Origin of the sequence: Gracilibacillus lacisalsi DSM 19029 (assembly GCF_000377765.1) — a bacterium.
GTDB lineage: Bacteria > Bacillota > Bacilli > Bacillales > Amphibacillaceae > Gracilibacillus > Gracilibacillus lacisalsi.
This window is the reverse complement of the sequence record NZ_KB898663.1, coordinates 390,622-412,653: the sequence shown is the minus strand read 5'-3', so window position 1 is coordinate 412,653 and position 22,032 is coordinate 390,622. Positions and strand designations below refer to the sequence as shown.

Annotated in this window: 17 protein-coding genes; 16 read left to right on the top strand and 1 reads right to left on the bottom strand. The window is 37.3% G+C overall.

What is annotated here, in order from left to right; genetic code table 11:
• Positions 1–16: 16 nt before the first annotated feature.
• Positions 17–2,245: an alpha-galactosidase gene (locus D569_RS0104420; protein ID WP_018931194.1), complete on the bottom strand. Its 2,229-nt coding sequence runs from the start codon at positions 2,243–2,245 to the stop codon at positions 17–19.
• Positions 2,246–2,432: 187 nt separating this feature from the next.
• On the opposite strand from D569_RS0104420, the gene D569_RS0104415 reads away from it, so the two are divergent.
• The 16 genes from D569_RS0104415 (at position 2,433) to D569_RS0104340 (ending at position 22,021) form a co-directional block, all read left to right on the top strand.
• Entirely contained in the window at positions 2,433–4,235 is a 1,803-nt protein-coding gene (locus D569_RS0104415) for an ABC transporter ATP-binding protein (RefSeq protein ID WP_018931193.1), read from the top strand.
• A gap of 110 nt (positions 4,236–4,345) precedes the next feature.
• Complete coding sequence (locus D569_RS0104410) at positions 4,346–6,133, top strand: methyl-accepting chemotaxis protein (protein ID WP_018931192.1); 1,788 nt, start codon at positions 4,346–4,348, stop codon at positions 6,131–6,133.
• Positions 6,134–6,286: 153 nt separating this feature from the next.
• Positions 6,287–7,462: an AGE family epimerase/isomerase gene (locus D569_RS0104405; protein WP_018931191.1), complete on the top strand. Its 1,176-nt coding sequence runs from the start codon at positions 6,287–6,289 to the stop codon at positions 7,460–7,462.
• Positions 7,459–8,634: a glycoside hydrolase family 130 protein gene (locus D569_RS0104400; protein WP_018931190.1), complete on the top strand. Its 1,176-nt coding sequence runs from the start codon at positions 7,459–7,461 to the stop codon at positions 8,632–8,634. The genes D569_RS0104405 and D569_RS0104400 overlap by 4 nt, the downstream gene beginning before the upstream one ends.
• 133 nt (positions 8,635–8,767) lie before the next feature.
• On the top strand, positions 8,768–9,775 hold the full coding sequence (locus D569_RS0104395) for a LacI family DNA-binding transcriptional regulator (RefSeq protein WP_018931189.1): 1,008 nt from the start codon (positions 8,768–8,770) through the stop codon (positions 9,773–9,775).
• 339 nt (positions 9,776–10,114) lie between these two features.
• The gene (locus tag D569_RS0104390) at positions 10,115–10,711 is read left to right on the top strand and encodes a hypothetical protein (protein WP_018931188.1); all 597 of its coding nucleotides are present in this window, start codon (positions 10,115–10,117) and stop codon (positions 10,709–10,711) included.
• A 286-nt stretch (positions 10,712–10,997) separates the two neighbouring features.
• Positions 10,998–12,356: an ABC transporter substrate-binding protein gene (locus D569_RS0104385; protein ID WP_018931187.1), complete on the top strand. Its 1,359-nt coding sequence runs from the start codon at positions 10,998–11,000 to the stop codon at positions 12,354–12,356.
• A gap of 178 nt (positions 12,357–12,534) precedes the next feature.
• Positions 12,535–13,407: a carbohydrate ABC transporter permease gene (locus D569_RS0104380; RefSeq protein WP_018931186.1), complete on the top strand. Its 873-nt coding sequence runs from the start codon at positions 12,535–12,537 to the stop codon at positions 13,405–13,407.
• Between the two features lies 1 nt (position 13,408).
• Entirely contained in the window at positions 13,409–14,239 is an 831-nt protein-coding gene (locus D569_RS0104375) for a carbohydrate ABC transporter permease (protein WP_018931185.1), read from the top strand.
• Positions 14,240–14,250: 11 nt separating this feature from the next.
• Positions 14,251–15,180: a glycoside hydrolase family 113 gene (locus tag D569_RS0104370; protein WP_018931184.1), complete on the top strand. Its 930-nt coding sequence runs from the start codon at positions 14,251–14,253 to the stop codon at positions 15,178–15,180.
• Positions 15,181–15,240: 60 nt separating this feature from the next.
• Entirely contained in the window at positions 15,241–17,682 is a 2,442-nt protein-coding gene (locus D569_RS0104365; protein WP_018931183.1) for a beta-mannosidase, read from the top strand.
• 11 nt (positions 17,683–17,693) lie between these two features.
• Entirely contained in the window at positions 17,694–18,677 is a 984-nt protein-coding gene (locus D569_RS0104360) for a glycoside hydrolase family 113 (RefSeq protein ID WP_018931182.1), read from the top strand.
• A gap of 11 nt (positions 18,678–18,688) precedes the next feature.
• Entirely contained in the window at positions 18,689–19,306 is a 618-nt protein-coding gene (locus D569_RS0104355) for an SGNH/GDSL hydrolase family protein (protein WP_018931181.1), read from the top strand.
• A gap of 163 nt (positions 19,307–19,469) precedes the next feature.
• Entirely contained in the window at positions 19,470–19,913 is a 444-nt protein-coding gene (locus D569_RS0104350; RefSeq protein WP_018931180.1) for a GNAT family N-acetyltransferase, read from the top strand.
• Positions 19,914–20,056: 143 nt separating this feature from the next.
• Positions 20,057–21,046 (top strand): aldo/keto reductase, encoded by a 990-nt coding sequence (locus D569_RS0104345; RefSeq protein WP_018931179.1) that lies wholly within the window; start codon positions 20,057–20,059, stop codon positions 21,044–21,046.
• An 18-nt stretch (positions 21,047–21,064) separates the two neighbouring features.
• Positions 21,065–22,021 (top strand): acetylxylan esterase, encoded by a 957-nt coding sequence (locus D569_RS0104340; RefSeq protein WP_018931178.1) that lies wholly within the window; start codon positions 21,065–21,067, stop codon positions 22,019–22,021.
• The last annotated feature ends 11 nt before the right edge of the window (positions 22,022–22,032 follow it).

The following is a 22,032-nucleotide window of genomic DNA, read 5'->3' as shown; positions in this document are numbered from 1 at the left end:
TTTTAACGATTGCTAATTATGACAACGCCTTTAAATGAAACAAACGCGATTGATAATCCCCAGGATGCTCCTGCCCCCAATATTCATCAGCACGGTCAATGTAATTACCTGCTAGGATAATCCCGATATTCAGCAGTTCACTACCATAATACGTTGTTTCGCCATTTACTTCATACAATCTATCCGGATCTAGACCGGTTAATTTGACGCGGTTATATGCCTCATTCGGTTTTGCCAGTACTTTATAATAACCAACTAATGCTTCGGATTTTTCTTCATTTACCACCATCCATGTTGTTTCATTATTTTCAAATGGACTGGATAGTCGGTAAAATTCCCCATCTCTAATCAAGGCTCTTTTTTCTTTAAAGAAAGCAACTTGTTCTTTTACTTTTTGTTGCTCTGTTTCTGTCAGTTTCGTAATATCCAACTCATAGCCAAAAGTACCAAAATAAGCGACAGCTGCACGAGTATCAAGCGAAGCAAGCCGTCCAACTTGGTGGTTGGGAATGGCGGAAACATGACTTCCGATAGCACTTAACGGATAGACCATTGATGTACCATATTGTATCTTCAAACGCTCGACTGCATCGGTATCATCACTTGTCCAAGTTTGTGGTGCGTAATATAACATACCCGGATCAAATCTGGCACCACCACCGGCACATGATTCAAAAAGGATTTCAGGATATTTCTTGATTAGACGTTCATATAAGTCATACACACCTAAAATATATCGATGGAACACTTCCCCTTGTTGATCAGCAGGTAGACTTTGGGAAAATGCTTCTGTAATATGCCGGTTCATATCCCATTTGATATAGGAAATTTTGGATTTCGAAATAATCTTATCCATTAAATCAAAAATATAATCAACTACCTCACCACGAGTGAAGTCTAATACAAATTGGTTTCGACCATGTGAGGCTCTTCGTTCAGGTGTAGAGAGAATCCAGTCAGGGTGTTCTTCGAATAGTTTGGTATCTTTACATACCATTTCTGGTTCAAACCAAAGACCAAATTGCATGTCTAATGCTTCTACTTTTTCACTTAAGCCATCAATTCCATTTGGTAATTTTTCTTGATATTCAAACCAATCTCCAAGTGAACTTGTGTCATCATCGCGTTTTCCGAACCAGCCATCATCGAGAACAAATAATTCAATGCCCAAGTTGCTTGCTGTTTTGGCAATATCCAGTACTTTATCTTCATTAAAATCAAAATACGTTGCTTCCCAATTATTAATCAAGATAGGACGAACTTTATCACGCCAATGCCCTCTTACTAGTCGTTCGCGATACAGTTTGTGGAAGGTTTGACTCATGCCATTTAATCCTTGATCAGAGTAAACCATGACACACTCAGGGGTTTGGAAGCTTTCACTACTCGCTAATTTCCATTTAAAACGATAAGGATTAATTCCCATGTTAACGCGGCTCACATTATAAGTGTCTACTTCTACTTGAGCTAAGAAGTTTCCACTGTAAACGAGACTGAAACCGTAGACTTCCCCTTGATGCTCATTGGCGTTTAGTCGCTTTAATGCAAAAAATGGATTGAAAACATGGCTGCTTGCACCACGGTTTGAATAGATCGATTGTATCCCTTTCGATAACCGTTTTGTTTCCACATGTCCTTCTCTTGCCCAAGCTCCATGTAAATGCACCATATCAAATTGGTCATCAGCTAAATCAACATTCATACTCATTGCCTGATCAAGATAATAAGTTTCTGTACCTTCATTGATGAATTTCGCGTTTCTGGTAATTATACTCCGATTTTGATAAATAGTATAAGAAAGAATTAATCGACATCGCAATACATCATCTACTAATTCGATTTCGAGAGTATCAGCTTCCTCCTCATTTTCTACATATGTAGCAGGTAAGTTCGCTAACGTCTTCTTTCCTTTTATGATGCGATAGCTATCATAAGTGAAGTTCGTAATATGACTGCCATCCTCTCTTAAAATTGCATGAGCAGGGTAGCGAAAGTCTGTTGATCCATAACTTGGATACTCCTGTTTAATATGTTCCATCGAGGAAGTATGATCACCTTCAAACATATTGGTTGATGGGCGAATTTCTCGTTCAATTAAGTGGGTGAATGATTCCCTATGATGAATTCGCTTACCAAAATATAAATGTTCAAGTTGGTGGCTTTTTTCTAATACACGGAAAATATAACTTACACTGTCGTTATATAGATGAAATTCTAATTGCTCCTGGTTCACTTGGATTGGCATGATATTTTTCCTCCCTTTTTCATAAGTAAGTTAACGTTTACTTATTATAATATATTAAATTCGCAGGTTATTGTCAAAGTAGAATAGTAGAATAAGATAAATATCTAGACAATTAAAAGCAAAAAGTTTTAATATATTACTTAATGGATTAAGTTATGATCCGATATAAATATATAGGAGGGATTATGTGTCTAGCAAAAATGGTATTTCCTTAGACTTTGAAAAGCGATTTGAAGAACAACAAGATATAAAAGGACGACTGTTTCGAACGTTACATGTCATGTACCGAGGCCATTATCTGAAATTATTTGTCTCATTTATTTTCTTTTTGTTAAAGCATTCACCGGTTTGGATTCTGCCGATTGTAACGGCAAACCTAATCAATTTTGCATCTGATCCAAGTAGTTATGACGTTCGTTATTTATGGATGAATATTATTGTATTAACCATTGTTATTATTCAAAATTTGCCGAGTCAAATTTTGCATATCAGTTTTATGAGTAAGGCGATTCGTCACGTAGAAGCTGGCTTGAGAAGTACGTTAATTCGAAAATTACAACATCTCTCCATTTCTTTTCACAGTGAATTAAGGTCTGGTAAGTTACAGGCAAAAGTGCTGCGTGACGTTGAAATGATCGAGATTATGTCCAAGCAAACTATGATGGGTGTCTTGCCGGCATTTATGAATGTGATTGTGGCAATTGCAGTAACGGCGAATAGAAGTTGGACCGTAACATCCTTCTTTTTGGTGGCGATACCGATTTCGATTTTAATTGTTTATTTTTTCCGTGGGAAGCTAACGAAACGAAACAGGGAATTCCGGGAACAAGTAGAAGAAATGTCTGGTCAGGTAGCGGAAACAGTAGAGATGATCCCAGTAACACGAGCGCATGGATTAGAAAAAGTAGAGATTAATAAAGTAGATTCTTTATTACATCATGTCCGTGGCAAAGGTTATCGTTTGGATATTACGGAGGCTTTCTTTGGAGCGAGTAACTGGGTAGCATTTCAACTGTTTCAAGTTTTATGTTTACTTTTTACTGTTTACCTTGCTTATCAAGGACAAATACCGATTGGAGATGTCGTGTTATACCAGACATATTTCACGCAAATTTTAATGTCTATATCTGGCGTGATTAACATTTATCCTCAATTAGCAAAAGGCTTTGAGTCCGTTCATTCGATCTCAGAAATCCTTTTTGCGAAGGAAACACAGGAATACCAGGGGAAGACGAAGCTAAAGCAATTAGACGGTAAGGTAGACTTTGACCACGTTTATTTCAAATATCGCGATTCAGATAAACATGTATTAACAGACTTTCAGCTTGAAGTAAAACCTGGAGAAACGATTGCTTTCGTTGGGGAGTCGGGAGCAGGTAAATCTACTATTTTGAATCTAGTAACCGGGTTTTATCGGCCTAGTAATGGAAGGATCTTAATAGATGACGTCGTGATGGATGATTTAAGTATGAGAAGCTTCCGAAAGAAGATCGCGGTAGTGCCACAAAACACGATTCTTTTCTCGGGATCGATCCGTGAAAATATCACGTATGGTTTAGCTGAAGTTACAGAAGAAGAGGTACAACAAGCTGTTCAAATGGCTAATTTGCAAGATATCATCGATGAATTACCAGATGGTTTGGAAACAAAAATCGGGGAACACGGTGATCGGATGTCAGGTGGCCAAAGGCAACGGATTGCCATTGCTAGAGCATTTATTCGTAAACCACAAATGGTCATTTTGGATGAAGCAACTTCTGCATTAGATAACGTCTCGGAAAAATTAATTCAGGATGCCATGCAGGAATTAATTAAAGGGAAAACAACCTTTATCGTAGCACATCGTTTATCAACAATCCGAGATGCAGACCGTATCGTCGTGATGAAAAATGGCCAATGCGTAGAAATGGGAACGTATGACGAGTTAGTAGAGAAACAAGGGGAATTCTATCAAATAAAAATGGCTTCAGAAGCAGTTCAGATTTCCTGACGCATCTGTGTTGCCTGTGAAGACCTGATAAGTGTTGCTAACCATCAGTGAGTAGAATAATGAAATCTCGCTGATGGTAGGTTTTCTTTATAAGATGAAAGGGGATTCATATGAAAAGAAGATGGAAAAAGATATCTTTGCCGAAATGGAATCTAAAAAAAATACGTTGGAATCGTCATTTTCTGACAGATCGTAAAGTGGGACAAAAATATGGCTTATTGTTTACTGGTGTTTTAGTGTTATTTGTCCTCTCCTTATTGATTACGATTTTATCGATGAATGGAGTGCTAAAAGAATCTCGAGCAGTAGATGAAAAAAGTGATGCATCGATAGAAATAGTGGAGGCAGCTTCGATCTTTAAGCAAAAATCGATTATTATTGCTGATATTTTAACGGAGCAGCATCCAACCACCACGGTTGAAGATTATCAGGCCGAAGGAGATGCATTTTTAACTTCTGTGGAAATGATTGAAGCAGAATTAGAAACAAATGAACAACAAAAAATATATGAGAAAGTGTTAGATTATAATGACCAAATGGATCAATTATTTTTTGATGAAATCATACCCAAAACTGCCGAATATCGAGACAACGGAGAAAGAGTAGACATTTTTGTTCAGACTGATTTACATAAAAAAACAACAACACTCCGCAATTATACGATCGATGAACTAATGGAGTTAAAGGAATTGATGTTATCTGAACGAAGTGCCTTACAAGACAATATACAAAAACAGTCCACCATCACCATGATTGTAGTGGTTGCACTTGTTGTATTTGTTTTAGTTAGTTCTATTGTTATTCTAGTAGTTGTAAATAAAAGAATGTCCACCAAGTTTGCAAGCTTGGCGTTGTTTGCGAAACGATTAGGAGATGGTGATTTAACGGTTGAACGAATCGAAGTGGAAGGTAAAGATGAAATTGCAGTTATCCAAAATGCAATGAATCAAATGGCTGATCATTTGCAACGTTCGATTGTCCGATTATTAGAAACAACCGAAACAGTAACGAATATGTCGAAAGCCTTAAGAGAAAATGCGGAAGAAACAACGGATGTAAATACTCAGATCACTACTACGATGGTAGATATAGCGAATGGTAGTGAAGAGCAAGTTCAAACCGTTCAAAAATCAACAGCGATAATGGAAGAGATGAAAAAATCTTGGGCGGAAGTTACCACAACGATGCAAGAAGCGATTCGCTTAAGTAAGGAAACGAAACAGGAGATTGAGAATGGAACCCATGATGTAACAGATACGGTAGAGCAGATGGATATGGTTAAAAGGCAAGTGGACGAAATAGCAACCATTATTAACTCATTAAGTGAGCATTCTTCTAAGATTAGCAGTATTGTAGATATGATTCATTCTATTTCGTCGCAAACCAATTTATTAGCACTTAATGCGACGATAGAGGCTGCCAGAGCCGGTGAACATGGCAAAGGATTTGCTGTTGTTGCAGATGAAGTTCGTAAACTTGCCGAGCAAACGGCAGATGCCACGGAGAATATTCAGTCATTAATTGCTACTTCGATTGAAGATACTCATCAAGCAGTAGAAGTGATGGAAATGAGTACAGAATCGGTTAATCAAGGAGTAGAAAAAGTCAAAAAGGTAGGTACGGTATTTGACCACTTATCAGGCTCGATTCAAATGTTAAATAACCATAATCAGCAAGCTAGTCAAACGATTGACATAACAAATGACAAAATAGATCAAGTAAGTGCGGCAACTACCAATATTCAAGAAATCTCGGAAAAGTCAGCAGAAAGTATCGAGCAAATTGCGGCAGGTTCAGAACAACAAAATGCAGCTATGCAACAATTACTTGCTTCCTCGCAAGAATTAGCATCTATGGCGCATGAATTAGAAGAAACCTTTGCAAAATTTAAAGTATAAATCAAAGCCGGTGAAAGATTTTGTTCTTTTGCTGGCTTTTTGAATGAGTTGAATCGAAGTTCAATTTAAGTAGTAAGTAATTGACAAACGCCATTAAGTTAATTATTATTAATTTATTAAGTTAACGATAAACATAAAGAGGGGGTTTCATTTATGAAAAAGCTGACAGACGAAATTCAACAACATTTAGAACAGAAAATCCTCCCGTTTTGGATGCAGTTGAAGGATGAGCAACATGGAGGTTTTTATGGGGAAGTAGACTATCATTTAGAAATTAATAAGCAAGCAGATAAGGGAGGGATTGCGACAGCAAGATTCCTCTGGACTTTTTCAGCTGCATATCGAGTTACTGGGAAAGAAGAATACTTAGAGCATGCTCATCACCTTTATCACTTTCTTCGTGACAAACTATATGATCAGGAACATCTAGGCATCTATTGGTTAGTGGATTATCAAGGGCAACCGAAAGATAAAAGAAAGCATGTATACGCCCAATCATTTGCGATTTATGCATTAAGTGAATATTATCGAGTCACGAAATTAGAGGAAGCATTAGCTTTGGCAAATGAAATCTATCATTTAATTGAAGAGAAGGGTTATGACCAGCAAAATCGTGCTTATGGTGAAGAGTTCGATCAATGTTGGAATCCGGTATCAAACGAAATGTTAAGTGAAAATGGTGTCGTTGCAGAAATTACAATGAATACACATATTCACGTATTGGAAGCGTATACCAATTTGTATAAAGCAAACCCTACGGATGCATTAAAACAAAGATTACTAGATTTGTTAGAAGTGCATTATCAGAAGATTTATAACCAAGATACCAATTTTTTAGGCGTTTTTTTCGATAAGCAATGGAATTCATTAGTCAATATGAAATCATTCGGCCATGATATTGAAGCGAGCTGGTTGATGGATGAAACCATTAAAACAATAGGGATAAATGATAAAAGGTTTGATCAAATGGTGCTCGATATTGCGTATAATATTGCTGCATATGCGATGCAGGCAGATGGTTCATTAATCAACGAACAGGTTGATGACCATTATGATGAAACGAGAATTTGGTGGGTACAAGCAGAAGCGATGGTCGGCTATTTAAATGCATTTGAACATACACAAGATCCGAAATTTCAACAATTAATGGAGAATCTTTGGGACTATATTAAAAAACATATAGTCGATAATCGTGAAAATGGAGAATGGTATTGGTCGATAGAGCCTGATGGCAAGCCAACAGAAAGAGCAATCGGAGAACCGTGGAAGACATCTTACCATAATAGTAGATTTTGTTTAGAATTTATCGAAAGGGTGAAGCAGTCATGATTCATGAAAAATACTATCAGCTTTTGGAGGAACAAGAACGATTAATTCAACGTGAAAATCCAGAAAACAAGCAATTTTATAATGGTATTTATACGAAATATCAATATCCGGCCATAACGAGACATCATGTTCCACTCCATTGGCGATTTGATTTGAATAAGGAAACGAATCCGTTCTTTATGGAACGTTTAGGTGTTAATGCGACGTTTAATCCTGGTGCGATCTATCACGAAGGGAAATATTATATGGTAGTGAGGTTAGAAGGGTTGGATCGTAAATCAATTTTTGCTTTAGCAGTAAGTGACAATGGTGTCGATCAATTCCGATTTATTGATACTCCACTAGTTTGGGATGATATTGATCAAGAAGAAACTAATATGTACGACATGCGATTAGTGAAGCATGAAGATGGCTGGATTTATGGTATTTATTGTTCGGAGAGCAAGGATGCGGATGCAGGTGAATTTGACACATCCAGTGCAGTAGCACAAGCAGGTCTTGTTCGTACGAATGATCTCAAGAACTGGGAACGTTTGCCGAATATCAAGACGCCATCACCTCAACAACGAAATGTCGTATTACATCCTGAATTTGTTGATGGACAATACGCCTTCTATACTCGACCGCAAGACGGTTTTATTTCAACTGGCTCGGGCGGAGGAATTGCATTCGGATTAACAGAAGATATTACAAACCCAATTATTCAAGATGAACAAGTAATTCACGGCAAGAAGTATCATACGATTTATGAAGTCAAAAACGGACAAGGGCCTGCGCCGATTAAAACAGATAAAGGTTGGATTCATATTGCTCACGGTGTTCGTAACACTGCGGCCGGCTTGCGTTATGTTCTCTATACTTTTGCTACGAGTTTAGAAGATCCTACGAAACTCATTGCATTACCGGGTGGACATTTCATTGCACCATACGATGACGAGCGTACAGGTGATGTGTCTAATGTTATTTTCTGTAATGGTGCAGTTGTTAATGAAGAAAATGAAGTATTTGTTTACTATGCATCTAGTGATACGAGAATTCATGTGGCTAAAACAACTGTAGACCAATTAGTAGATTACACGTTCCATACACCTGAAGATCCGTATCGGTCTCTAGAAAATGCAGAACAACGTAAATCGTTAATCGAACAGAATGAAGCATTACTAAAAGGGTGACATCCTGGTTCACCCTTTTCTCTTCTTGTCGATTAGGGTAAAATAAACACGAATTAAGTTAAATTATTAAGTAATTTTTCTTTAAAAATGTTATGATAGACGAAATGGGAAGTTAGAGTATGGGGTGAACAAAATGAAGTCGAATGTCACGATGAAAGATATTGCTGAAAAATTAAATGTGAGCAGTGTCACGGTTTCTAAAGCACTGAACGACAAAGAAGGCGTCAGTGAAGAATTAAAAGAAAAGATTAAAACGTTAGCGGATAAAATGGGATATCGTTACAATACGATGGCGAAATCGATGAAAGATGGTAAGTCATATAATGTGTGTGTTATTATCCCTGAACGATACACCGGAATGACACAATCTTTTTATTTAAAAGTATATCAAGCGATTGCACAGATTTTAGAAGACCGTGGTTATTACGGAATTATTCATATTTTACCTAATGAAGACGAAGATCAATTAAAGTTGCCGCGCATTTATCACGAGCGCAGAGTAGATGGCTTCATTATGCTTGGACAACCTAGCAAAGAGTATATAGAATTAATGCAAAGTGTGGAAATGCCTTTAGTTTTCCTCGATTTCTATGACGAGAATGATAATGTAGATGCAGTCATTACCGATAACTTTTATGGAGCTTATGAAATTACGAATTCATTGATTCAACAGGGGCACAAAGAAGTTGCCTATGTCGGCAATCTTTTTTCTACAAGTAGTATTCAGGACCGTTTTCTTGGATATTATAAGTCATTATTAGAGCATAAAATTCATTTGAAACAGGAATATGTCATTAGTGATCGGGATGAGCGGGGAGCTTTTATCGAAATGGATTTACCCGACCAAATGCCAACCGCTTTCGTTTGTAACTGTGATCAAGTAGCACATTTACTTATCGAAAGGTTAAATAAAGAAGGGTATCGGGTACCAGAAGATTGCTCGGTGGTCGGATTCGATAATGATATCTATGCCACACTGACAACGCCTCACCTAACAACCGTAGAAGTAGATATCGAAGAAATGGCTAAAAACACGGTTAAATTTATATGCGATAAAATGGATAATCCGGAAGTGAAATTCGGAAGAGTCGCAGTAAAAGGTAAAATTATTTACCGCGATTCAGTAAAAGCGATAAAATAAACAAACAAAACCAAGGTGACTGCCTTGGTTTTGTTTGCAAAGGCAGAGAGTTTGAGGGTGTTACCCCTAAAGCTAGGGGACTAAGTGCGGACATTCGTTCCGTTATTTGTGACAAAAGTGGCCTTTTTAGGCTATCAGTGGACATCTATTCCGCTATTCATCGAAAATAGTGCTAATGGTGGCCGGAATGAATCAAATAAGGGATTCAATGTCCGCTAACATCGAAAAATAGCTGATTTCCATTCAAATAAGGCACTAAATGTCCGTTCCATAAATGCTCGTGGGATCTAGTGTGGTTAATGGTTTTTCTGTTGAAATGTAGACAAAGGATGATGAGGGATGAGTGGTTCCATTCAAAAAGTATTTCAGTTTTGTTATAAACTTTTTTTAATCAGTTTTTATTATTGGCTTTACCTGCTAAAAGGAGTCGTTATTTACAGTTTTATACCGGCAACTGCATCATTGCTGAAGACGAGTGAGCAATTTCTAATCCATGAAAATCCAGAAGATATCGGATTATTGTTTAAAGAAAATTATCAAAGCTATCAATCGTATTATTTTGCTTCTTTCTTAAGTGTGATGTTTGTGATTTTAAGTTATACGGCCCTGTTTTTTGCGAACAGATCTGACCATTCGTTTAGTCTTGCGTTGGTGATAGTAATTGTCTACTTTATGATTCTATTTGTGATTAACTATACTTTTATATTGTATTATCTGACTAAGGGTATCAAAGCGTGGAAAAAATTATTGGCGTTAGCTTTTGTTTCTTCCATTAAATATCCGTTAAGATCCATATATATATTGTTTATCGTAGCGATCTTGTCCTTTTTATTTACTTGGAACCTTGTTGCATTTATCGCTCTAGCTCCTTGTATATATGGTTGTGGTATCACAACGAGCTTTATCAAATTTTCGCCTCCGTTTTTAGAAAAATAGGATTAGAGAAAGATTATACCCTTGAGTTTTTTCTCAAGGGATTTTTTTGTACATCAATCAATATAACTTTAACGCTAAATTAATCATGTCTGCCTGTTGTTGTAAATCATTAGAAACCTACTATAGGTTGATATGATCGTAATAGGTTAAAATGAGTAATGGAACATGATAAAAATTACTTATAAAAAAGCAAAAAAAGTATTGACTAGCAAGCGTTTTCAGGTTATTATTAAGTTGTTATTAACTTAACGTTAACTTAACGAATTCGAGAAAGGGGTCAAAAAACATGAGTAAAAAGTTATTAGTGTTTTTTGCAAGTATGTTAATCGTTTTAGGTATCATTGCAGGATGCTCATCAGATAGTGAAGATACTAGCAATGACAATGGTGAAGACACAGGATCTGACGCACCACTTTATGAAACCTGGAAAGACAAAGATCCAGAAGAAATTGAAGGAGACCTTACTGTCATCACGCACAGAACGGATATTGTAGATTCTGTCTACCAAGATTATAAAGATCAATTCAATGAAAAATATCCGAATGTAAATGTAGAGTTTGAAGCACTAACCGATTACGGTGGAGAAATTATGCCACGTATGAACACACAAGACTATGGGGATGTGCAATACCTACCAGTTGAGGTTCCAATTGCAGATATTCCAAACTTCTTTGAGCCAATTGGTAAATTAGACGAAATGGAAGAAAATTACTTAGGTGTAGAAGAACGTGCAGTTGATAACACCGTTTATGGGATTCCAATTGCCGTAACTTACACAGGCGTTATTTATAATAAAGCAGTATTTGAAGAAGCTGGTGTGGAAGGAATTCCAGCTACTAAAGAAGAGTTTATCGATGCTATGCAACAAATTAAAGATAATACAGATGCGATTCCGCTTTATACAAACTATGCAGATGGTTGGCCGTTAACACAATGGGAAGGTGCTGTGACGACAACTGCTGGAGATGTTGATTATTACAATGTGGACATGCTCGATGATCCGACTCCGTTTGATGAAGGAGATCCACACTATGAACACTATAAATTAATGTATGATCTTGCTGAGCAAGGTTTAATTGAAGAAGATCCATTAACTACAGATTGGGAATCTTCTAAAGTAAGAATGAATAATGGTGAAATAGCAACAATGGTATTAGGTTCTTGGGCGCTTGAACAAGTTCAGGGTGCTGGAGAAAATGCGGATGACATTGCGATTATGCCGTATCCATCTGATGCAGAAGAAACTATTTTCTCTTTAGGTGCTGATTTAAATATTTCTATTAACAAACATAGTGAAAATAAAGAAGCTGCTTTTGCTTGGGTTGACTGGTTTATTCATGAATCAGGTTATTCTGTAGAACAAGCTGGCGGTATTAGTGCATCTAAGGATGTTCCATTACCAGAAGCTTTAGCTGCAGGTGAAGAAGAAGGTTGGCAATTCTCTATGTTAACACCTTCTCCGGACGGCAAAAAAGGTTTATTAGATGAAATAGACAAAGAATCGGAAGTTGGTCTTTGGTTAGAACCTCGAAAACAAATTCTTATCGAAGCAGCAATTGGTAACCGTGACGACTCATTTGATGATTTAATGAACAAATGGAATGAAGATTGGTCTGCTGCTTATGAAAAAGTTGTAAACGAATAATAGGTGAAAGTGTACACTATTCACCCAATAGTGGTGAATAGTGTTCCTTTTCAACATCAATCTATTTCTACTGCCATAATAGATTAATAGAGAGAAAAGTGAAAATTAAATGAAATGTTGGAAGTATGCAAGTTGCTTCCAGTTTCATTTAGTTTTTACCAGGAGGTGCGACAATCAGATGTTTTCCAAATTATCCTATAGAACGCAACGAATCATTATTATTGTTTCCTTTTTAATTGTACCACTTACATTACTAGCTACTTTTTCTTTTTTACCTGTTGCCAATATGTTCTGGTACAGTGTGACTGACTGGAATGGCTATAGTGACAAAGAATTTGTAGGCTTGGAAAATTACATTACCGTATTTACAGATCCAGAGTATTTCCGAGTATTTGGTGTCAGTTTGTACTATTTCTTTGCAACATTCGTACAAATGGCGATTGCATTGTACTTTGCAACGATATTAAGCTTTAGAGTTCGATTTAAAAACTTTTTTAAAGGGGTTATTTTCTTCCCTTATCTTCTTAATGGGGTAGCAATCGGGTTTATGTTTTTATTTTTCTTCAGACCAGATGGTGCCTTAGATACGGTCTTGCAGATGATTGGACTAGGGGACTTAGCCATGCATTGGCTAGGTAATCCGGATATTATCAATATATCTTTAGCTGGTACATCGATCTGGCGATACATGGGCTTTAACTTCATTATTTTCTTAGGTGCGATCTCATCTATCTCTGGAGAAATTTATGAAGCAGCTGAAATTGATGGTGCGAATCGCTGGCAACAATTCCGCTACATTATTATGCCAAGTATCCGTATCATTATTTCTTTAAATCTAGTTTTAGCAATCAGTGGTGCTTTAAGTGCATTTGAAATTCCATATATCATGACTGGTGGAGCAAATGGAAGTGCGACATTTGTCATTCAAACAGTAGACACAGCGTTTAAATATGGAAAAATTGGTCTTGCATCAGCGATGGCAGTTATTCTCTTGTTTATCGTCATTATTGTAACTGTCCTACAAAAACGATTCTTTTCGGAGGAGGATTAAGATGAAAGCGAAATATGCGGCGGGAAGCATTTTAAAGTATGGGTCATTAATTTTAGGAGTAATTGCTGCAATATTACCTATCTTAGTTGTATTTTTTGCCTCTTTTAAGACAGGTGCAGAATATACAACAACTGGTCCACTTACTCCTCCGAGTGACTGGACGAATTTCGAAAACTTTAAACGTGCCTTCGTAGAAGGAAACATGTTAAACGGTTTTAAGAATACCGTTATTATACTCTTGATCTCGATTATTGGTACCACACTTATCGGATCAATGGTTGCCTTTGTGTTGAATCGTTTTAAGTTCAGAGGAAGTAAATTAATTTTGGGTGCATTCTTACTAGCTACACTAATCCCAGGGGTAACAACACAAGTAGCAACATTCCAAATCGTAAATGCACTAGGTTTATTTAATACGATGTGGGCAGCGATCATACTTTACTTAGGTACGGACATTATCGCTATCTATATATTCTTGCAATTTATGAATTCAATCTCGGTATCACTAGACGAATCAGCGATGCTGGATGGGGCATCTTATTTTACCATTTATACGAAAATCATTTTACCGTTACTAAAACCTGCAATTGTTACGGTGATTATCGTAAGAGGTATTTTCGTATATAACGATTTCTATACACCATTCTTATACATGCCGAAGACAGAGTTGCATGTTATTTCAACAGCACTGTTTAAATTCCAGGGGCCATACGGGTCAGAGTGGGAAGTTATCTGTGCTGGGATCATGCTTGCCATTATTCCAACATTTCTTGCATTCATTTCCTTGCAAAAACATATCTATAATGGCTTAACATCAGGATCAGTAAAATAACGGAGGTATTTATGGAGTATATTAAAGGTTTCACGTTTGGCTGGGGAGCGAAACGTGGAGATTTTACCAAACCAGAAGCAAAACAATCTTTACGATTAATGAAAGAACGAACAGCAAGTAATTATGTTATTTTTGCTTTAGCTGCCACACAAGAAACAGCCTTTTCTACCGATGTGATCTATCAAGGAGAACATATGGTAACAGATGAAGAACTAAAAGATATGGTTGATTATGCACGAAGCATAGGTTTAAAAGTTATGATCAAGCCTACCGTCAATCCTGCTGATGGGATTTGGCGGGCCCATATTAATTTCTTTGACATTGATGTACCATGTGAACCGAAATGGAGCGATTGGTTTAAAAGTTATACAGATTATCAACTGCATTATGCCAAAATAGCAGAAGAAAAAGAAGCTGAAATGTTTATTGTTGGCTGTGAAATGGTGCAGACCGAGCGTCGTGAAAAAGAATGGCGCAACTTAGTCAGAGATGTACGTGAAGTATATTCCGGTTTGATTACCTATAACACAGATAAATACCAGGAAGCGAATGTAACATGGTGGGATGAAGTAGATGTTATTTCTTCCAGTGGCTATTATCCGTTAGGGGACTGGGATAATCAGTTAGATCGAATAGAGCAGATTATCAAACCTTTTAATAAACCGTTTTTCTTTGCGGAGGCAGGTTGCCCGAGCAGATCCGGTTCCGCACAAATCCCTAATGATTGGGGACTAGCAGGTGCGATTAACCAAGAGGAGCAAAAAGCCTTTTATCAAGATATGTTTGAAAAAACAGCAAAACGTGATTGGGTGAAAGGTTTCGGTCTTTGGGACTGGAAAGCAATTCTTTATCCAGAATCTCAAGCGGAGCAGGACGATGACTATGCCGTTTATGGAAAAGCGGCAGAAAAGGTGATAAAAAACTTCTATCAATCGATGTAAAACAACAGAAGTCGTGCTATCAGATAGTACGGCTTCTTCTATAAATAGGGTGGTGTAATGATGCTAAAGGTTAATTTTAACGACAATTGGACAATGAAGGATTTACAAACAGAGAAAGAATATCATGTCAGATTGCCTGCTTCTGTAATGAATACTTTATTAGACGCGCATGAAATAGCGGACCCTTTTTACCGTGATAATGAAGAGCAGGCATTAGAAGTGGCGAATAAGGATTATCTATTTTATAAAAGATTTGAAGTAGATCAGACATTATTTGCACATGAGAAGGTTACGATTACTTTTCATGGCATCGATACCATTGCAGAAATTACAATAAATGGACAAAAATTAGCAACTACAGAAAATATGCACCGTATTTATGAATGGAATGTGAAAGAACTGTTAGTTGAGGGGGAAAATGAGATCCGCGTCACGCTATTCTCCCCGTTAAAATATATTGAGGAAAAACAAAGAAAGAATCGCTTAGCTGGTGTTGATCATGCTGTAGATGGGTATCAGCATTTACGTAAAGCACACAGTATGTATGGCTGGGACTGGGGTCCGAAAATACCCGATTTAGGTTTGTGGCGAGATGTCGAACTAAAAGCATGGAACGACAATCGATTAGAGGATATTCATATTCATCAAATTCACAATAATAATCAAGTACAGGTGAGGGTGGATGTAACAGTAGAAAATCAAATGGACAGCTGTGAGACAACCGTATTGTTAAAAGATCCTGCTGGTCAAGTGGTAAGTAAGGATGTTGGAAAAGATTCCTTTCTATTTGAAATGGATGACCCACAACTATGGTGGCCTGCCGGATATGGTGAGCAATCGTTATATACGTTGGAGGTTTCACTCAGCAAGGATGGCGAGCAAATTGATAGCCTGACAAAAAGTATTGGACTAAGAACGATTGAAGTAAAACATGAACCAGATGAGTGGGGAAAATCATTTACGTTTATTATAAATGGTTATCCGATTTTTATGAAAGGTGCTAACTATATTCCAGAAGATAATTTATTGCCACGAACATCGAAAGAGCGAACAGAACGTTTGATTCAAGATTCAGTGGCTGCCAACTTTAACATGATTCGTGTCTGGGGTGGGGGACATTACCCAGAAGATTATTTCTATGATTTATGTGACAGGTACGGCATTATTGTTTGGCAGGATTTTATGTTTGCGTGTAGTGTTTATCGTTTAACAGAACAGTTTGAACAAACTGTGCGGCAAGAGGCAATCGATCAAGTCAAGCGGATTCGTCATCATGCTTGTCTAGGAATATGGTGCGGAAATAATGAAGTCGAGGAAGCCATGGAGCATTGGGGTTGGCCGAAGAGAGCGGACTGGCGCCGTGATTATATCAAATTATTCGAAATCATTTTACCTGATATTGTTGCGGAATATGATCCGCAAACCTTTTATTGGTCCTCGTCACCATCATCAGGTGGAGGTTTTGATAAACCGCGTGATCCGAATATTGGAGATGTTCACTATTGGGAAGTGTGGCATGGTCAGAAACCATTTACAGACTATCGAAACTATTATTTCCGTTTTTGTTCTGAATTTGGTTTTCAGTCATTCCCATCAATGAAAACAATAGAAAGTTTCACCAAACCGGAAGATCGCAATATTTTCTCAAGAGTAATGGAACAACATCAGAAAAATGATGCTGCAAATGGTATGATTCTTTATTATTTATCTGAAAACTTCCTTTATCCGAAAAACTTTGATGCACTGCTTTACACTTCCCAACTGTTACAAGCGGAAGCAATTAAATACGGTGTCGAGCATTGGAGACGAAATTTAGGCAGATGTATGGGATCACTATATTGGCAATTAAATGATTGTTGGCCGGTAGCTTCATGGTCCAGTGTTGATTATTACGGTCGTTGGAAAGCTTTACATTATTACGCTAAAAAATTCTATGATCCTATCCTTCTATCGATAGAAGAAGGGGAAAAAGATGCTTCCATCTATGTTACTAATGATCATTTAGAAGCTATTGTTGGCCGTATTGAATGGAAACTACGTGATAATCAATCACGAGTTATTCGGGAAGGTTGGAAAGAAGTGAAGGTCGATGGTTTATCGGCGAAATCTTGTCAATACTTAGATTTTTCGGATGAGATTAATGAAAATACGAAATATCAAACTTATTTAGAAGCAACTCTCTATATAGATGGTGAGGCTTATAGTAATACGACTGTTATTTTTACTAAGCCAAAGCATTTTGACTTCTTAAATCCACAATTGAACTTCCAAGTGGAGGAAGGGAATCAGCAATTTACTATTCAAGTAAGTGCAAAAGCGTACACGAAATACGTAGAAATACAATTAGAACAGGACGCCGTATTATCAGATAATTTCTTTGATTTATCACCAGATGAGCCGAAAAACGTGACAATAGCTAAAAACAGGCTTCCAAAGTCAGTTACAAAGGCTGCATTAGAAAGAACACTCAGCATAAGAAGTGTTTACCATATTACACATTGAGGATGAGTAACATGCAGGAAATTTTTATTAAAGGTATGACATATGGTTGGAATACGACAAGAGGGGCTTATCAGACAGAAGCTGCTGTTGATTCCTTAACAAAACTAAAAGCTACAGGCAGTGAATGGATTGCGTTATCATTTTTTGCCTTGCAAGATACGTATCATTCCACAGATATTCATTTTGATTACGGCCATACGATGACAGATCGTGATATCATATTTGCGGTAAAACAGGCCAAATCATTAGGTTTGAAAGTTTGCTTGAAACCGGTTGTGAATTGTCGTGACGGTATATGGAGAGCGCGAATTGGTTTTCCAGAGGAAGCTGAAAGTGACTGGAATCAATGGTTCAAATCTTACACTAATTTCTTATTACATTATGCAGAACTAGCAGAAGAGCTTGAATGTGAAATGTTCTGTATTGGCTGTGAAATGATAAACACAGAACATCAAGTTGACAGATGGCGACTCGTGATTGAACAGGTTCGACGTCTGTATAATGGACCGATTATATATAATGCTAATCATGGAAAAGAAGAAGGTGTCGAATGGTTTGATGCCGTTGATTTTATCGGGACAAGTGCTTATTATCCAGTAGCAGACAAGCCTGGTGATTCGGTAGAAAATATGGTGAAAAAGTGGGAACAAATAAGTGTTAAGCTAGAAAAACTTTCTCAACAATACAACAAACAGATCATTTTCATGGAAATCGGTTGTCGCAGTGCATTAGGTTGTGCCACCATGCCTTGGGATTTTGAGCATACACATTTACCTTTCGACGAAGATGAACAGGCAAACTTTTATGAGTCTGTCTTTCAAGTATTTTGGGATAAACCGTGGTTCGCAGGATTCTTCTGGTGGGACTGGAAAACTACAATGTATCCTTTAGAAGATGCCAAAAAAGATCTCGATTTTGATATTTACGGTAAAAGAGCAGAGTATATTGTAAAAAAATGGTATAATAAAGAAAAGACACTCGTTAGTAAACCGTAAGGAGAATGGTAATGGAACTAGGAAAACGAATAGTTTTTATTGGTGACAGTATAACGGAATGGGGAAGATATGAGGATTCAGAAGGAATTGGCACTGGTTATGTAAGACTACTACATGATTATTTGCGTGTAAGTGCACCTGAGAAGAATTTTGAGATATTTAACAAAGGTGTTGGTGGCGATCGGATTATCGATATGAAACAACGATGGCAACAGGATGTTACTGATTTAACGCCTGACGTTGTGTCGATCTCGATTGGGATTAATGATGTTTGGCGTCAATTAGATCATCCGGGGATGGAACAAGTATCACCGGAAGTATTTGATGCGACCTATCGTCAGCTGTTAGATCAAGTAAAATCATGTCAATTAATTTTAATGGAACCAACTGTTATTGAAGAAAATCTCCAGTCAGAAGGAAATCAATTACTTAAAAAGTATGTGGAGATCGTCAACCAATTAGCTAATGAATACCAGGCCGTATTAGTCCCTACACATAGAGCATTTGTCCAGTATTTAGCGAAAAATAGCAGATACGAACTGACAACAGATGGTGTTCATATGAATAGTGCCGGAAATATGTTGATGGCAAAAACGTGGATCGAAGCGGTAGAAAAACGAACAGAGTAGTAAGAGAAAGTAGTTCCGTTTGGAGTATATCCAAAATGGGCTACTTTTTTGCGTTAGTGTATTATTTATTAGATGAGTACAATCAGTATGTTGCAAAAATGCTGGACATCATATACGCTTGAAAACATCAACCCTAGAAGTAATATCGATAGGAGTGTTTAAAGTGGCGGAACTAATTGTACCCATGAGTATGAATACGGTAGAACAGTGTATCGAATTATATAGAAATGTTTTTAACAATGAACCATGGAATGAGACGTGGACAGTTGAAGATGCTAAAGAAAGACTGGTAGATTTAGTGAAAACACCTAAATTTCTGGGCTTTCTATTATATGAAAAGGACGATTTAGTCGGGTTCATTGCTGGAAACAGTAAACAATCAGATAAAGGGTTAACTTTTTATATAGCTGAATTATGTGTTCATAATCAAGTCCAAGGCAAAGGTTATGGATCTAGATTACTTCAATATTTAGAGAATGAATTAAAGGAAAGAAATATTCAAAGTCTTTATCTATTAACAGCCAAGGGCGGAGCTGCAGAAGCCTTTTATATAAAAAATAATTATGTGGAAAATCAGGAAAGAGTCGTTATCAAGAAGAATTTGTGATGGAAATATCATAAAAAAACGTTTGCAATTTTCATACAATTATATAATAATATAACTAATCGACGTTTTGAGTCTTTTAAGTAAACGATAACTTAAATGTGTGGTATAATGAAACCGGTATCCTAAATTAGAGGAGGGCGATTATGCCATACATAGCAAATCAAGAACGCTATCAACGAATGACTTACAACCGTTGTGGTGATAGTGGCTTACTACTTCCAGCTATATCATTGGGCTTGTATCGTAATTTTGGTGAAGACACTCCATATCAAAGAGCAAAAGACATTCTTCTAACTGCTTTTGATAATGGTATTACTCATTTTGATTTAGCAAACAATTATGGTGAGCCAAATGGAAGTGCTGAAACATTATTTGGCCAAATTTTACGAAAAGAGTTAGCAACATATCGTGATGAAATGATTATCGCGACAAAAGCAGGTTATGATATGTGGCCTGGACCATATGGTGACGGCGGTTCAAGGAAATATATGCTCGCTAGCCTGAATCAGAGTTTACATAGGTTGGGCTTAGATTATGTAGATATTTATTACTCACATCGTTATGATCCTGATACTCCTTTAGAGGAAACAGTCTCGGCGTTAGACACTGCTGTCAAACAAGGTAAAGCCTTATATGCCGGTGTTTCTAATTATCCAGCTGACATGATGGAGGAGGTCATTGCTTTATTCAAGCAATACCGAACGCCATTTGTCGTACATCAAGTCCAATATTCGATGTTTTTGAGAGAACCGGAGAAGCGTTTATTTCCTTTATTAGAAAAGGAAGGCCTTGGAGCAATTGTTTATCAACCGTTATTTCAGGGACTTTTAAGTACCAAATATCAAGATGGGATTCCAGAAGATTCCCGGATTGCTCAAAACGTGGACTCGATTTCTAGTGATCAGATTACACACGACCGAATAGCAAAAGTACAACAATTAAAAGAAATAGCAGATAACAGAGGTCAATCTGTTCCACAGTTGGCAATTGCTTGGGTGCTAAAAAGGAAATCGGTTTCTTCAGCGTTGATTGGTGTTCGAAATGTTGAGCAACTCATTGAAAATATGAAAACAGTAGAAAATCTATCATTCACCAATGAAGAAGGCCAAGCGATTAACAGTATATTAACTTAGCATAAAGGGGGAACACCGATGCACATAGATATGCCACTCGAGGAATTAGAAAACTATCATGGCACCAATCCGAAACCGGAAGATTTTGATGCTTACTGGAAGCGAGCTTTAGAAGAATTGGCGCAGTATTCATTAGCTTATGACTTGGAGGAAGCGGATATCACCCCTGATTTTGCAAACTGCTATCATTTATATTTTTCAGGGGTTGGAGGAGCACGGGTTCACGCTAAATTAGTTAAACCTAAGCATCCAACAGGCCAAGCGATTGCTATCTTTCATGGTTATTCAGTAGATAGTGGTGATTGGCTTGATAAATTAGCATATGCAGCGCAAGGAATTACTGTCCTAGCATTAGATTGTCGGGGGCAAGGAGGCTTATCAGAGGATACCCTCCAAACGAAGGGCCCTACATTAAGAGGTCATATTATTAGAGGATTAGAAGATAGCAATCCTGACCAACTGTATTATCGGCACGTATTTCTTGATACCGTACAGACAGTTAGGATTTTACAATCGATAGAAGGAGTAGATAAAAACCGCATCGGTGTCTATGGGCAATCACAGGGTGGGGCACTGGCTACTGCTTGTGCAGCACTGGAGCCGACGGTTAAACATTTATATGCAGTCTATCCTTTTCTATCTGATTATGAACGAGCATGGAATATGGATGTACAAAACAGTGCTTATGAGGAAATTGCTTATTTTTTCCGGTGCTTTGATCCAACACACAAGCGGCATCAAGAAATTTTTAAGAAATTAGGATATATTGATATTCAACATTTAGCAGACCGAATTCAAGCATCTGTACAATGGGTAACAGCTATGAGGGATCACATTTGTCCACCATCTACACAGTTTGCCGCATATAACAAAATTCGTTCTGACAAACAGATGACACTTTATCATGAGTATGGGCATGAACATTTACCACATCATGCTGATCAAGCTTTTCAACAATTTTTAACTAGATTATAGATATTTGGAGG

Coding starts and splice junctions, on each gene's coding strand:
- D569_RS0104420 (WP_018931194.1), bottom strand. CDS start 2,245: ATGCCAATCCAAGTGAACCAGGAGCAATTAGAATTTCATCTATATAAC.
- D569_RS0104410 (WP_018931192.1), top strand. CDS start 4,346: ATGAAAAGAAGATGGAAAAAGATATCTTTGCCGAAATGGAATCTAAAA.
- D569_RS0104405 (WP_018931191.1), top strand. CDS start 6,287: ATGAAAAAGCTGACAGACGAAATTCAACAACATTTAGAACAGAAAATC.
- D569_RS0104400 (WP_018931190.1), top strand. CDS start 7,459: ATGATTCATGAAAAATACTATCAGCTTTTGGAGGAACAAGAACGATTA.
- D569_RS0104395 (WP_018931189.1), top strand. CDS start 8,768: ATGAAGTCGAATGTCACGATGAAAGATATTGCTGAAAAATTAAATGTG.
- D569_RS0104390 (WP_018931188.1), top strand. CDS start 10,115: ATGAGTGGTTCCATTCAAAAAGTATTTCAGTTTTGTTATAAACTTTTT.
- D569_RS0104385 (WP_018931187.1), top strand. CDS start 10,998: ATGAGTAAAAAGTTATTAGTGTTTTTTGCAAGTATGTTAATCGTTTTA.
- D569_RS0104380 (WP_018931186.1), top strand. CDS start 12,535: ATGTTTTCCAAATTATCCTATAGAACGCAACGAATCATTATTATTGTT.
- D569_RS0104375 (WP_018931185.1), top strand. CDS start 13,409: ATGAAAGCGAAATATGCGGCGGGAAGCATTTTAAAGTATGGGTCATTA.
- D569_RS0104370 (WP_018931184.1), top strand. CDS start 14,251: ATGGAGTATATTAAAGGTTTCACGTTTGGCTGGGGAGCGAAACGTGGA.
- D569_RS0104365 (WP_018931183.1), top strand. CDS start 15,241: ATGCTAAAGGTTAATTTTAACGACAATTGGACAATGAAGGATTTACAA.
- D569_RS0104360 (WP_018931182.1), top strand. CDS start 17,694: ATGCAGGAAATTTTTATTAAAGGTATGACATATGGTTGGAATACGACA.
- D569_RS0104355 (WP_018931181.1), top strand. CDS start 18,689: ATGGAACTAGGAAAACGAATAGTTTTTATTGGTGACAGTATAACGGAA.
- D569_RS0104345 (WP_018931179.1), top strand. CDS start 20,057: ATGCCATACATAGCAAATCAAGAACGCTATCAACGAATGACTTACAAC.
- D569_RS0104340 (WP_018931178.1), top strand. CDS start 21,065: ATGCACATAGATATGCCACTCGAGGAATTAGAAAACTATCATGGCACC.